The 12,822-nt window shown below is 62.6% G+C and carries 15 protein-coding genes; 13 read left to right on the top strand and 2 right to left on the bottom strand.

Annotation, left to right across the window (positions count from 1 at the left end):
- Nucleotides 1-113: 113 nt before the first annotated feature.
- The 5 genes from trmB (at nucleotide 114) to lysM (ending at nucleotide 3,234) form a co-directional block, all read left to right on the top strand.
- Entirely contained in the window at nucleotides 114-938 is an 825-nt protein-coding gene (trmB, locus tag RAS12_RS25695) for a tRNA (guanosine(46)-N7)-methyltransferase TrmB (protein ID WP_306942691.1), read from the top strand.
- Nucleotides 938-1,879: a prolyl aminopeptidase gene (gene pip / locus RAS12_RS25690; protein WP_306942690.1), complete on the top strand. Its 942-nt coding sequence runs from the start codon at nucleotides 938-940 to the stop codon at nucleotides 1,877-1,879. Before trmB ends, pip begins: the two co-directional genes overlap by 1 nt.
- Before the next feature lie 11 nt (nucleotides 1,880-1,890).
- A complete protein-coding gene (gene thiS / locus RAS12_RS25685; RefSeq protein WP_306942686.1) occupies nucleotides 1,891-2,091 on the top strand; it encodes a sulfur carrier protein ThiS in 201 nt (66 codons plus the stop codon).
- Between the two features lie 335 nt (nucleotides 2,092-2,426).
- Nucleotides 2,427-2,744, top strand: a complete 318-nt coding sequence (locus RAS12_RS25680; RefSeq protein WP_306942684.1) for a hypothetical protein — start codon at nucleotides 2,427-2,429, stop codon at nucleotides 2,742-2,744.
- A gap of 43 nt (nucleotides 2,745-2,787) precedes the next feature.
- On the top strand, nucleotides 2,788-3,234 hold the full coding sequence (gene lysM / locus RAS12_RS25675; RefSeq protein WP_306942682.1) for a peptidoglycan-binding protein LysM: 447 nt from the start codon (nucleotides 2,788-2,790) through the stop codon (nucleotides 3,232-3,234).
- A gap of 161 nt (nucleotides 3,235-3,395) precedes the next feature.
- On the opposite strand, the gene ffh is transcribed toward lysM, so the two are convergent.
- Complete coding sequence (ffh, locus tag RAS12_RS25670) at nucleotides 3,396-4,802, bottom strand: signal recognition particle protein (protein WP_306942680.1); 1,407 nt, start codon at nucleotides 4,800-4,802, stop codon at nucleotides 3,396-3,398.
- A gap of 106 nt (nucleotides 4,803-4,908) precedes the next feature.
- On the opposite strand from ffh, the gene RAS12_RS25665 reads away from it, so the two are divergent.
- The 4 genes from RAS12_RS25665 (at nucleotide 4,909) to RAS12_RS25650 (ending at nucleotide 7,320) form a co-directional block, all read left to right on the top strand.
- A complete protein-coding gene (locus RAS12_RS25665) occupies nucleotides 4,909-5,751 on the top strand; it encodes a cytochrome C assembly family protein (protein WP_306942677.1) in 843 nt (280 codons plus the stop codon).
- A gap of 1 nt (nucleotide 5,752) precedes the next feature.
- Complete coding sequence (locus RAS12_RS25660) at nucleotides 5,753-6,010, top strand: PP0621 family protein (protein ID WP_306942675.1); 258 nt, start codon at nucleotides 5,753-5,755, stop codon at nucleotides 6,008-6,010.
- 91 nt (nucleotides 6,011-6,101) lie between these two features.
- Complete coding sequence (ampD, locus tag RAS12_RS25655; RefSeq protein ID WP_306942673.1) at nucleotides 6,102-6,680, top strand: 1,6-anhydro-N-acetylmuramyl-L-alanine amidase AmpD; 579 nt, start codon at nucleotides 6,102-6,104, stop codon at nucleotides 6,678-6,680.
- 19 nt (nucleotides 6,681-6,699) lie between these two features.
- On the top strand, nucleotides 6,700-7,320 hold the full coding sequence (locus RAS12_RS25650; RefSeq protein WP_306942670.1) for a glutathione S-transferase family protein: 621 nt from the start codon (nucleotides 6,700-6,702) through the stop codon (nucleotides 7,318-7,320).
- Between the two features lie 36 nt (nucleotides 7,321-7,356).
- On the opposite strand, the gene RAS12_RS25645 is transcribed toward RAS12_RS25650, so the two are convergent.
- Nucleotides 7,357-8,175, bottom strand: a complete 819-nt coding sequence (locus RAS12_RS25645; RefSeq protein WP_306942669.1) for an IclR family transcriptional regulator — start codon at nucleotides 8,173-8,175, stop codon at nucleotides 7,357-7,359.
- Between the two features lie 361 nt (nucleotides 8,176-8,536).
- On the opposite strand from RAS12_RS25645, the gene RAS12_RS25640 reads away from it, so the two are divergent.
- The 4 genes from RAS12_RS25640 to RAS12_RS25625 are packed head-to-tail and all read left to right on the top strand — an operon-like array spanning nucleotide 8,537 to nucleotide 12,722.
- Nucleotides 8,537-9,577, top strand: coding sequence for a 2-dehydro-3-deoxygalactonokinase (locus RAS12_RS25640; protein WP_306951615.1), 1,041 nt, complete (start codon nucleotides 8,537-8,539; stop codon nucleotides 9,575-9,577).
- A 9-nt stretch (nucleotides 9,578-9,586) separates the two neighbouring features.
- Entirely contained in the window at nucleotides 9,587-10,240 is a 654-nt protein-coding gene (locus tag RAS12_RS25635) for a 2-dehydro-3-deoxy-6-phosphogalactonate aldolase (protein ID WP_306942666.1), read from the top strand.
- A complete protein-coding gene (gene dgoD, locus RAS12_RS25630; RefSeq protein ID WP_306942664.1) occupies nucleotides 10,237-11,385 on the top strand; it encodes a galactonate dehydratase in 1,149 nt (382 codons plus the stop codon). Before RAS12_RS25635 ends, dgoD begins: the two co-directional genes overlap by 4 nt.
- Nucleotides 11,386-11,411: 26 nt before the next feature.
- The gene (locus tag RAS12_RS25625; RefSeq protein ID WP_306942663.1) at nucleotides 11,412-12,722 is read left to right on the top strand and encodes an MFS transporter; all 1,311 of its coding nucleotides are present in this window, start codon (nucleotides 11,412-11,414) and stop codon (nucleotides 12,720-12,722) included.
- The last annotated feature ends 100 nt before the right edge of the window (nucleotides 12,723-12,822 follow it).

Genomic DNA, 12,822 nt, shown 5'->3' with positions numbered 1-12,822 from the left:
TAATGCCTGCCAGGGCTTATCCGCCTAAGACTGCGCCCTCGGCCTCAATATGCCCCTTATTTAGTGCCTATGGCCGACTGCGCCATAGCAAACCTGCCACTACAATTCGGTCTATGAATACGAACAACCCTGCGGATAAGCCCGCGACGCCCCCCGTGAACAGCCCCGATACGCCCGCCGACTCCTCCGCATCCGCTGCCGCGCAGGCCGCCGTTTCCCCGGAAACCCAAGCCGCGCTGGCCAGCACCGCGCACGCCCCCAACAGCCCTGGCGCCACGCACATCCGCAGCTTTGTGCACCGCCGCGGCCACATTACGCAGGGCCAGTTGGCCGCGCTCGAACGCTTGATGGGCGAATGGTCCATTCCGTATGCGCCCCGCCGTCTGGACCCCGCTGCCGCCTTTGGCCGGCAGGCGCCCACGGTGCTGGAGATTGGTTTCGGCATGGGCGAGACGACCGAGAAGATCGCGCTGGCCCGCCCGGACGACAATTTTCTAGGCGTGGAAGTGTTCAACGCCGGTGTCGGTTCGCTGCTGCGCCGCATTGAAGATTCCAGCATTCAGAACCTGCGCATCATTCAGCACGATGCCGTGGAAGTCGTGCGCGACATGATTGCCCCGGATTCGCTGGCTGGCGTGCATGTGTACTTTCCCGATCCGTGGCCCAAGAAACGCCATCACAAGCGCCGTCTGCTGCAGCCCGCCTTTGTGTCGCTCCTGGCCAGCCGCATCGCGCCGGGCGGCTACATCCATTGCGCCACCGACTGGGAAGACTACGCGGTGCAGATGTTGGAAGTTCTCAGCGGCGAGCCGCTGCTTGCGAATACTGCGGATGGCTACGCGCCCCGCCCCGATTACCGCCCCCTGACCAAATTCGAGACACGCGGCCTGCGCCTGGGCCATGGCGTCTGGGACCTGATCTTTAAGCGAGTCGCCTGATGCTCTATCCGCCGATCGAACCCTACCGCCAAGGCATGCTGGACACCGGCGACGGTCACCAGATCTATTGGGAAATGTCGGGCAATCCGGACGGCAAGCCCGCTGTGTTTCTGCATGGCGGCCCGGGCAGCGGTTGTTCGCCCGTGCATCGCCAATTGTTCGATCCGCAGCGCTACAACGTGCTGTTGTTCGATCAGCGCGGTTGCGGCCGTTCAAAGCCGCACGCCAGTCTGGACAACAACACGACGTGGCACCTGGTGTCGGATATCGAACGCCTGCGCACCGAAATCATGGGCGCGGACCAGTGGCTGGTGTTTGGCGGGTCCTGGGGTTCGACCTTGGCGCTGGCCTATGCGGAAACGCATCCGTCGCACGTCAGTCAGCTGGTGCTGCGCGGCATTTTCGGGCTGCGCCGCGCGGAAGTTCAGTGGTTCTATCAAGAAGGCGCGTCATGGCTGTTCCCCGATCGCTGGGAGGACTACCTGGCCCCTATCCCTGAAGCCGAACGCGGCGATCTGGTAGCGGCGTATCACAAGCGCTTGACTGGCAATGACCCGGTTGAGCAGTTGCGGGCCGCCAAGGCATGGAGCAAATGGGAGGACAGCACGATCACCTTGCTGCCCAGCCCGCGCCATCAGCAGAGTCATGCCGGCGACCGCGCGGCGCTGGCCTTTGCCCGCATTGAAAACCACTACTTCGTGAACGCGGGCTTCATGGAAGAAGGCCAGCTGATCCGCGACGCCCACAAGCTGCGCGGCATCCCCGGCACCATCGTTCAGGGCCGCTATGACGTCTGCACGCCCGCGCGCACCGCGTGGGATCTGCATCGCGCGTGGCCCGAGGCCGAATTCCACCTGGTGCCGGACGCGGGCCATGCGTTCGACGAGCCGGGCACCTTGGCGCGCCTGATCGCCACCACCGATGCTTACGCAAAACAGTGAGGAGATCTGATATGCACATCACCCTGAATGGCGACGCGCGCGAGTTCCCGCTGGACACGACCGTTATCGAGCTGCTGAATACGCTGGGTTATGCCGGCAAACGCGTGGCGGTAGAACGCAATGGCGAAATCGTGCCTAAAAGCCAGCACGAGCAAACCGCGCTGACTGACGGCGACCAGATTGAAATTGTGGTCGCAGTAGGCGGGGGCTGACTCCGTCCGTTTGTTTTCCGGGGCTTGCTCGCAACCGTATTTATTGCGCCGCAAGAGACTAAGGGCCGCTGAATCAGCGGCCCTTAGCTTATGCATTTTCTGCGTGTTTTCCGATGCACGGCACCATGCGCCCGATAGGGTTTGCTATGGCTGCCTGACATGCCCTGCCAACTGACGAGCATTATTGCGTAATCTGGCAGGACGCTAGCAACCTGTTACACCATAACCCCTCGTGTCGCGGCGATTACGCGAGTAATAATCGTTGCTGCTGGCGTTGTACGTTGTCGTGTTGTTGTTCTGGCGTTGCACATCGCCCCATGGGGCAAGGAGGCATCATGAACACCGCGGTCATCATTAATCTTCTCATCCAGCTTGTTGCTGGCGCTGCTGGCGGCAATGGATTGGGGAAAATGCTCCAGCAATTCAACCTGGGCCCGCTCGGCAACACCATCGCAGGCGCCATTGGCGGTCTGGCCGGCGGGTCGTGGCTGGCGCCCATGATCACCGCTGGCGCGGGAGCCGCAGCGGCAAGCAATACAGGAATGGACCTTTCAGCGATTGCGGGCAGTGTGGTGGGTGGCGGCGTCGGTGGCGCCGTGCTGACCCTGATTGCCGGCATCGTGCGCAAGATGTTCGTGGGCCGCGCGCCCTGATGGCACTTCGTTTTCTCACTGCAACATAGATAAAGGAAACACTATGGGTCTGCTCAATTTCATCAAGGATGTTGGAGAAAAACTCTTTGGCGCCAGCGAGGCCAAAGCCGCGACAGCGGATGAATTGAAGAAAGAGCTGGATAAGCACGGCCTGAACGCCGATGGCCTGCAGATTACGGTGGATGGCGATAAGGTCACCGTGGCGGGCGAAGCGCTAAGCACCGAAGCGGCCGAGAAGATCAGCCTGGCGCTGGGCAACACCGTCGGCGTGGCCGCGGTGGACAATCAGTTGAAGGTCAAGCAGGCCACGCCCGAAGCCAAGATGTACACCGTGCAAAAGGGCGACAACCTGTGGAAGATCGCTGAAGCGCAGTACGGCAAGGGCCAGGGCGCCAAGAACACGCTGATCTTCGAAGCCAACAAGCCCATGCTGACCAGCCCCGACAAGATTTACCCGGGCCAGGTGCTGCGCATTCCGCCCGTGGCCTGATCCGCAAGACACCCCAACAAACCGGAAAACACATTGCGTTTTCCGGCTTGTATCGCGGTGCGGCGCCCCCTGCTTGCCGCGATTACTTGGCCAGACGCAATGTCTGGCCATTTTTTTGGGAAGAGCAGGAAGCGCACAAGTTGCGCGCTCCGTGGCGGGTGTTACTTCATGCCGAAGCGGCCCAGCCCCTTCATACCGCCCATGGCGCGCATCATCTTGGCCATGCCGCCCTTCTTCATCTGCTTCATCATGCCCTGCATCTGCTCAAACTGAGCCAACAGGCGGTTGACCTCTTGCACGGGCACGCCGGAACCGGTTGCAATGCGGCGCTTGCGCGACGCCTTGATCAGCTCGGGCTTGGCGCGTTCAGCGGCCGTCATGGAATTCAGAATACCTTCCGTGCGGCGCAGCTGCTTTTCAGCCTGACCGCCTTGCAGCTGGCCTGCGGCCTGCTGGAACTGAGCAGGCAGCTTTTCCAGCAGCGAACCCATGTCGCCCAGCTTCTTGACCTGGCCGAGCTGGTCGCGGAAGTCGTTCAGGTCGAACTTATTGCCCGACTTGATCTTCGCGGCCAGCTTTTGGGCATCGGCGATGTCGATATTTTTTTGCGCTTGTTCGACCAGCGACACGATGTCGCCCATGCCAAGCACGCGCTGCGCCATGCGATCGGGGTAGAACGGCTCAAGGCCGTCCAGCTTTTCCGAAACACCGACGAACTTCAGGGGCTTGCCGGTCACGTGGCGCACCGACAGGGCCGCGCCGCCGCGGGCGTCGCCGTCCAGCTTGGTCAGCACCACACCCGTCAGCGGCAGCGCGTCTGCAAAAGCGCGTGCGGTGTTGACCGCATCCTGGCCCTGCATCGCATCCACGACAAACAGCGTTTCAATCGGTTTGACCAAGTCATGCAGTGCGCGGATTTCGCGCATCATGGCTTCGTCGATACCCAGACGGCCGGCCGTGTCCAGAATCAGCACGTCATAGTGGTGACGGCGGGCGTGGTCCACCGCGTTGCGCGCGATGTCTTCAGGCTTTTGGCTCGGGTCTGACGGCAGGAAATCCACGCCGACCTGCGCCGCCACGCTCTTTAACTGGTCAATAGCGGCCGGACGGTACACGTCAGCGGACACCACCAGCACTTTCTTCTTGCCGGTCTTGCGGCCGTGCTGAGTGTGCTGGCCTTCGGACAGCCAGCGCGCCAGCTTACCGGTGGTGGTGGTCTTGCCGGCGCCCTGCAGGCCCGCCATTAGGATGACGGCAGGCGGCTGGACAGCCAGCGACAGTTCGTTGGAGTCGGCGCCCAGGTCGCCGCCCATCAGGGCAGTCAGCTCCTTGTGGACGACGCCTACCAGGGCCTGGCCGGGGCTCAGGCTGCCGGCGACTTCTTCGCCCAGCGCTTTTTCCTTCACGCGGGTGACGAATTCACGCACGACGGGCAGGGCCACGTCGGCTTCCAGCAGTGCCATGCGCACTTCGCGCAGCATCTCCTGGGTGTTGGCCTCGGTCAGGCGGGCTTCGCCGCGCAGTGTCTTGACGACGCGCGACAGGCGTGTAGTTAGGTTATCGAGCATGAGAGGCGTTTCCGCTTAAACTAGTTGATTGAACGGTGGCCGCAGGCGCGGATTCTGCGCTTTAGGGTGACATGCACCCCAAGGCCCCATCCAGACAACGGTTTCTATGTCACTAGGCATTGTATTTCACACAGCGGCTGCCTTGGCGTACGCAGTGCTCGGGGGGTCACTTTGGATCCGCCTGGCCGGCGCCGGGGAAGTGGAGCAGACGGGCAAAATCGCCCGTCTCTGCCTGCTGGGAGCCCTGGTTCTCCATGGAATCGGGCTGCAACAGGCCATGTTAGGCGCCCAACATCTGTTCATTGGATGGGCACTTGCCCTGTCCGCGGCCATCTGGCTGGGCATGGTGGTGTTCTGGCTGGAAAGCCTGCTGGTGCGCATCGACGGCCTGCAACTGCTGCTTTTGCCCGCCGCGGCGATAGCCAGCGGCCTGGCAGCCCTGTTCCCACAGGGGCAATTCGTGCCCCACGCGGATGACATCTGGCTGCGCGTCCACCTGCTGATTGCGCTGGCCGCCTATGGCCTGATCACGATTGCCGCCCTGCACGCCATGATGATGGCGCTGCTTGACCGCCATCTGCACCGTCCGCTGGACGCCCCCGCCGAACGCAGCATCATCGGCCGCGTGCTGGACTCTCAGCCGCCGCTGCTGGTGCAGGAACAACTGCTGTTTCGTATCATCTGGATCGGGTTTATCGTGCTGACGCTGGCCGTAGGCTCGGGTTCTTTCGCATCCATGAAGCTCACGGGCAAAATCCTGCCGTTTGATCACAAGACCGTCTTCACCCTGCTGTCGTGGCTGACCTTTGGCGTGCTGCTGGCGGGCCGTCACATCTGGGGCTGGCGCGGCCGTGTCGCGCTGCGCTGGACGCTGACAGGTTTTGGTTTCCTGATTCTGGCTTACACCGGTAGCCGGTTCGTGCTGGAAATGATTCTGCATCGAGGCTGACGTGGGCAAGTTGTTGTTTTGGGTGGTTTTGATCATCGCCGTGCTGTTCGTGGCGCGCGTGGCCGCACGCATGGCGGCAGCCCGGCAGGCCGGCGAACAAGGCGGGCAAAAGGCCCGTGGCAAGACGCCGCCGCCCAAACCGCTGGAATCCATGGTGCGCTGTGCCCATTGCGGCATTCATCTGCCGCGCTCGGAAGCCTTGCTGCAAGACGGGAAGATTTGGTGCAGTGAAGACCACGCTAAACGCGGCGCCGCCTAACCGTTAGAACATGCAGCCCATCGGGCATCGCTGTGGATCATTGCGGACCACGGCATAATGCTTGTTGGACTCAACACGCATGTTCTCTCCCATGGCTCTGCTTCTGGATCGACATGGCTGGCTGGCGCCTGCCTCCGGTGTTTCCCTTCTGCCTTCGCCTAATCGCGATGCGCGCCCTGCCGGCGCGCAGGTATCGCTGCTGGTGCTGCACAACATCAGCCTGCCGCCCGGGCAATTCGGCGGCCCTGAAGTCCAAGGGCTGTTCCTGAACACGCTCGACTATGCCTCGCACCCCTGGCTGGAACGCCTGCGGGGCTTGCGCGTATCGGCTCACTTTTTCATCCGCCGTGACGGCAGCATCGTGCAGTTCGTATCCACGGACCAGCGCGCCTGGCACGCAGGCATATCACGCTTTGGCGGACGCGAACGCTGCAATGATTTCTCCATTGGCATTGAACTCGAAGGCACCGACACGCTGCCGTATACCGACTCGCAGTACCAGGCGCTGCGCAAGCTGACGCCGGTGCTGCGCACGCGCTATCCTCTGGCAGCCGCCTGGGGCCACGAACATATTGCCCCGGGCCGCAAGACCGATCCCGGCCCCGCTTTCAACTGGACGCGCTTTTCGCGCGACAGCGGCTTTGCGCGGCGGCAATTGCCGCCCGTCTGACACTTATCAAGGACTGGTTATGTTGAAGATCTGGGGACGCCTGACTTCCGTCAACGTGCAAAAAGTCATGCTGGCCGTGCGCGAACTGGCCCTGCCGCACACCTTTATTCCGGCCGGCGGGCCGTTTGGCGTGGTGGATACGCCTGAATTCGCCAAACTCAATCCCAACCGCACCGTGCCGGTGATCGATGACGGCGGATTTGTGCTGTGGGAATCGAACGCCATCGTGCGCTACTTGGCGGCCCGCTACGGTGTGGGCACCTTGTGGCCCGAAGACGCGTGTATCCGCGCGGATGCCGACCGTTGGATGGATTGGCAGGCCACGGAATGGCAAGGCGCCATGGGACCGGCTTTTCTGGGCCTGATCCGCACGCCGGAAGACAAACGCGACAAGGCAGCTATCGACACGTCGATCAAGCGTTCAAACACGCGCGCGCTGATCTTGGAACAGGCGCTGCAAGGCCGTGAATTCATTGCTGGCCGCCATCTGACGATTGGCGATATTGCGCTGGTCAGCTCCGCGCACCGCTGGCTGGCCTTGCCGATTGAGCGGCCCGACACCCCGGCGCTTGCCGCGTGGTACCGCCGCGTGATGATGCGCCCCGCCCCCCAAGGCGTGCTGACGCTGCCGTTGGAATAAACGGTATTCGTTTCATGGCTTGACGGCCGCGGCAGATCAGCCGCGGTCCACTTTCCAGCCCATTTCCGCTGAAATTCCCGCCGCGGCGCCCTGCACGACGGCAACCATGTCATACATGCGTTCCATCGACATATACGGCACCGTGCTGGACACGCTGATCGCGGCAACGATACCGCTGGACGCATCGCGCACCGGCGCGGCCACGCAGCGGATCGACGGCTCGTTGTCTTCCAGGTCAAACGCATAACCCAGCGCCGCGTACTCGCGCATGCGGTCGCGGAACGCTTCCCAACTCTGCTGGCCGCCAGGCGCCCTTGACGACACGGGCGCGCCAATGCGATGCAGCGCCTTCCATTGCGGCTCTTCGGTATCCAGCAGCAGCGCCTTGCCCACGCCGGTTGCGGCCAGCGGCATTCGGTGTCCCGCCCGCGAACGCATCTCCAGCCCCTTCTTGCCTGGGATTTTCTCCAGGTAGAGGACTTCGTCGTTATCACGCACGGCCAAGTGGATGGTGTCGCCAGTCAGCTCGGCCAGGCTATCCAGATACGGACGCGCCAAGGTCGCCATCGGAAAGGCTTCCCGCGCCTGAAAGCCCAATTCAATCAGCTTGGGCCCCAGCACGTAACCCACGCCCGGCAAGGCGCGCAGATAGCGTTCCTGCACCAGACAGCTGGCCAGCCGGTGCGTGGTGCTGCGCGCCACGCCGATACGGGCGCAGATATCTTTGAGATCGCGCGCGCCATCGGCAACCGCCTGCACCACCGCCAGACCGCGCATCAGCGTCTGCGTGCCCGCAGGCGCGGCGGAGTCAGGATTCAAGGGGGAGGGGCGATCAGAAGACGGAATGGAGGTCATGAAACAGGGCTACACAGCAAAGACGAAGAAGCATACCCGGCGTCTTGTGCCGAGAGACTGCGGGGATGGCCGCGGAACCATGCGCGGGCATCGAATGAGTGAAGCGCCCGGAGCTATCCGGGCACATCGCAGGGATAAGCCGATCTTACGCCGCAACCAATTCCCTGTATGTGGGATTTGATTCTATATTTTGAGATTTTTCAAGCGCTGATCTAGAATTTTTCGGCAAATGCGCGTTGGAACACTTTCACGGCGTCCGGCGCGCTTCAGATAACAAGGCATGCAATTGCTGCCTGGTCCGCGCCATCCACATGCCGCGGCGCAGGCGGCGGGTATTGCAGCCAGACACGAGACAGATCAGATGACTACCGGATCGCCCGCTCGCGCGGCGCTTATCGCGTTGGACTGGGGCACCTCATCGTTGCGCGCCTATCGGCTGGATGGCACGGGCCGAACGCTGGACACCCGCCACCTGCCTTGGGGCATCATGCGGTTGCCACAGCCGCTGCAAGACGGCGCGGCCACCAACGCCCTGTCCGGCTTTGAATTGGCATTTGATCAGGCCTGCGGCGATTGGCTGCGCGCCGAGCCGTCATTGCCTGTCATCGCCTGCGGCATGGTCGGCAGCGCCCAGGGATGGCAAGAAGCTGCCTACCTGGACGTGCCCGTTGACCTGGAACGCATCGGCACACTGCTGACGAAAGTCGAACGCCCAGGCGCGACGCCGGTACACATCGTGCCCGGCTTGATCCAGCGCCACGGCTTGCCCAACGTGATGCGCGGCGAAGAAACCCAGGTCTTTGGCGTGATGTTTGACCAGAGCCGCGCGCCAGACCATCACCCCGCCGACAGCGTGTTGATCGGTCTGCCCGGCACACACTCGAAATGGGTCAATGCCCGCCGCGGCCGCGTAACTCACTTCGACACCTTCATGACCGGCGAGGTCTACGCCGCGCTGCGCGGGCACACCATTCTGGGCCGCACCATGGCGGACGCGCCCGCAGCCGACATGGCCGCCTTTGAGCGTGGCGTGAAAGTGGCTGGCTCGCCCGCTGGCCGCGCTGGCGTGCTCTCCACCATTTTCAGCACGCGCGCGCTGGGACTGACCGGCGACTTGGCGCCCGCGTCACAGGCCGACTATCTGTCGGGCCTGCTGATCGGCCACGAAGTCGCCTCGCTTGCCCAGATGCTGCGCCAGCAGGGTGAACAACCGCGCATCGTGCTTTGCGGCGAACCCGCGCTGTGCCAGCGCTACATCTTGGCGATGCAGCACTACGAGCTGGGCACGCCGGAACAAGCGCAGAACGCGACCGAGCGCGGCTTGTGGCATCTGGCCGTTTGCGCCGGCCTGGTCAACGCCGCGGGCGCCCCCTCCATCACGTCATCAACGGCATCCGCCTAGGAATCGAATATGAATCACCCTGGTCTGCAAACCGCCATGGCCCATTGCGGCCTGATCGCGATCCTGCGCGGCATCACCCCAGCGGAAGCCGAATCCATCGGCCTGGCGCTCTACGCCGCCGGCTTTCGCCTGATTGAAGTCCCGCTGAATTCGCCAGACCCGCTGGATAGCATCCGCGCCATGCGCGCCGCGCTGCCCACCGATTGCCTGATCGGCGCCGGCACCGTACTGAACCCGGACGACTGCGCCCGCGTCCAGGACGCGGGCGGCGAATTGATCGTCATGCCGCACAGCGACGCGGCCGTGATCCGCGCCGCCAAGGCGCTGGGCATGGCGTCCTGCCCCGGCGTGGCCACGCCCACTGAAGCCTTTGCCGCGCTGGCCGCCGGCGCCGATGTGCTGAAGATGTTCCCCGCCGAACAGTTGGGTCCCGTCGTGCTGAAGGCCTGGCGCGCCGTGATGCGCCCGCCGATCGCGCTGGTACCCGTGGGTGGCATTACGCCCGACAACCTTTCCACCTACGCCCAGGCGGGCGCCAGCGGCTTCGGCCTGGGCTCCGCCTTGTACAAACCCGGCCTGACGGCCACCGAAGTCGGCCAGAACGCGCGCGCATTCGTCGCTGCCTGGCAACGCGCCTATCCCGCCCAGGAGACTCAAGCATGAAGATCACCAAGCTGACCACCTACATCGTGCCGCCCCGGTGGTGCTTCCTGAAAATCGAAACGGACGAAGGCATCGTCGGCTGGGGCGAACCCGTCGTCGAAGGCCGCGCCCATTCGGTGGCTGCCGCCGTGGAAGAACTGTCCGACTACCTGATCGGCAAAGACCCGCGCAACATCGAAGACCATTGGACCGTGCTGTACCGCGGCGGTTTTTATCGCGGCGGCGCCATCCACATGAGCGCGTTGGCAGGGATTGACCAGGCACTGTGGGACATCAAGGGCAAGCACCTTGGCGTGCCCGTGTCGCAACTGTTGGGCGGCAACGTGCGCGACCGTATCCGCGTGTATTCATGGATTGGCGGTGATCGTCCTGCCGACACGGCGGCTGCCGCCAAGGGCGCCGTGGATCGCGGTTTTACCGCTGTGAAAATGAACGGCACCGAAGAACTGCAATTCATCGATTCGTTCGACAAGGTCGAACGGTGCCTGGAGAACGTCGCCGCCGTGCGCGACGCCGTGGGACCCAACGTAGGCATTGGCGTGGACTTCCATGGCCGCGTGCATAAGCCCATGGCCAAGGTGCTGATGAAAGAGCTGGACGCATTCAAGCTCATGTTCATTGAAGAGCCGGTACTGAGCGAGAACTACGAAGCGCTGAAAGAATTGGCGCCGCTGACGTCCACGCCAATCGCGCTGGGCGAACGCCTGTTCTCGCGCTGGGATTTCAAGCGCGTGCTGTCCGAAGGCTATGTAGACATCATCCAGCCCGATCCGTCGCACGCAGGCGGCATTACTGAAACGCGCAAGATCGCCGCCATGGCTGAAGCCTACGACGTGGCGCTGGCCCTGCACTGCCCACTGGGTCCGATCGCGCTGGCCACCTGCCTTCAAATCGACGCCGGTTGCTACAACGCCTTCATCCAGGAACAAAGCCTGGGCATCCACTACAACGCCGCCAACGACTTGCTGGATTACGTCAGCAACCGTGAAGTCTTCAAGTACGAAGATGGCATGGTCGCGATTCCCCAAGGCCCGGGGCTGGGCATCGAGGTTAACGAGGAATACGTCAAGGAACGCGCCGCCGTGGGCCACCGCTGGCGCAACCCGATCTGGCGTCATGCCGACGGCAGCTTCGCCGAGTGGTAAGTCGATAAAAGAGAGAGGAGACACCTTTGTCCACTGCCACCCACGCTGGCCTGCAAAGCGCGCAAAAGCCCACTCGCAGCCGCTACATCATCATGGTGATGCTGTTCATCACCGTCGTCATCAACTACCTGGACCGCAGCAACCTGTCCATCGCCGCGCCTGCGCTCAAGGACGAGTTCGGGCTTGAAACCTGGCAAGAAGGCATGATTCTGTCTGCCTTTGGCTGGACCTATGCCGCCATGCAGATCCCCGGCGGTTGGCTGGTAGACCGCGTATCGCCCCGCGTGCTCTACGCCGCCGCGCTGATTCTTTGGTCCGCTGCCACGTTCTTCATGGGTTTTGCCGGCAGCTTCGTCATTCTGTTCGTTCTGCGCCTGGCTGTCGGCGCGTTGGAAGCTCCTGCGTACCCGATCAATAACCGCGTCGTCACGACATGGTTCCCGGAAAAAGAACGCGCTACCGCCATCGGCTTCTACACGTCCGGCCAATTCGTCGGCCTGGCGTTTCTGACGCCCGTGCTGGCCTGGCTTCAACACCACTATGGCTGGCACATGGTGTTTGTCAGCACCGGGTTACTTGGCGTTATCTGGGGCGTGCTGTGGTACATGATTTATCGTGAACCGCGTCAATTCAAAAGCGCCAACGCAGCAGAAATCGAATTGATCCAGCAAGGCGGCGGCGTGGTCGATCTGGACCGCAACGTCAAGGCCAAGAAGGCGAAGTTCGACTGGAATGACCTGGGCCTGGTGATGTCCAAGCGCAAGCTGTGGGGCGTGTATCTGGGCCAGTTCTGCCTGACGTCCACACTGTGGTTCTTCCTGACCTGGTTCCCCACCTATCTGGTGAAGTACCGCGGCATGGACTTCATCAAGTCCGGTTTTCTGGCATCGGTACCGTTCCTGGCGGCGTTCATCGGCGTGCTGTGCTCGGGCGTGCTGTCCGACTTTCTGGTCCGCCGCGGCGCGACCGTAGGCTTGGCACGCAAGCTGCCCATCATTCTGGGGCTGTTGATTTCAACCTCCATGATCGGCGCCAACTTTACCGACTCCACGCCTTGGATCATCTTCTTTCTGGCGGTAGCGTTTTTCGGGAACGGACTGGCATCGATTACGTGGTCCTTGGTGTCCACGCTTGCGCCCGTGCGCTTGTTGGGCCTGACGGGCGGCGTGTTCAACTTTGTCGGCAACCTGTCGTCGATCTGCACCCCGATCGTGATCGGCTTTCTGGTCACGAAAGACAGCTTTGCACCGGCGATTGTGTATGTGTCGTCGCTGGCTTTACTGGGCGCGCTGTCTTATATCTTGCTGGTGGGGAAAGTGGAACGGATCGAGGCTTGATTGTGAACGGCTTGTAGATCGGAGGGCAACGCCAGATTGATAGGCGTTGCTCACAACTTCCACCCGATCCATTCAAGTGCCAAGGCGTCCGCACATGTAC

Source organism: Achromobacter seleniivolatilans, from assembly GCF_030864005.1.
GTDB lineage: Bacteria > Pseudomonadota > Gammaproteobacteria > Burkholderiales > Burkholderiaceae_B > Achromobacter > Achromobacter seleniivolatilans.
Note: the sequence above shows the minus strand (reverse complement) of the source record. Positions and strands in the feature narration are given on the sequence as shown.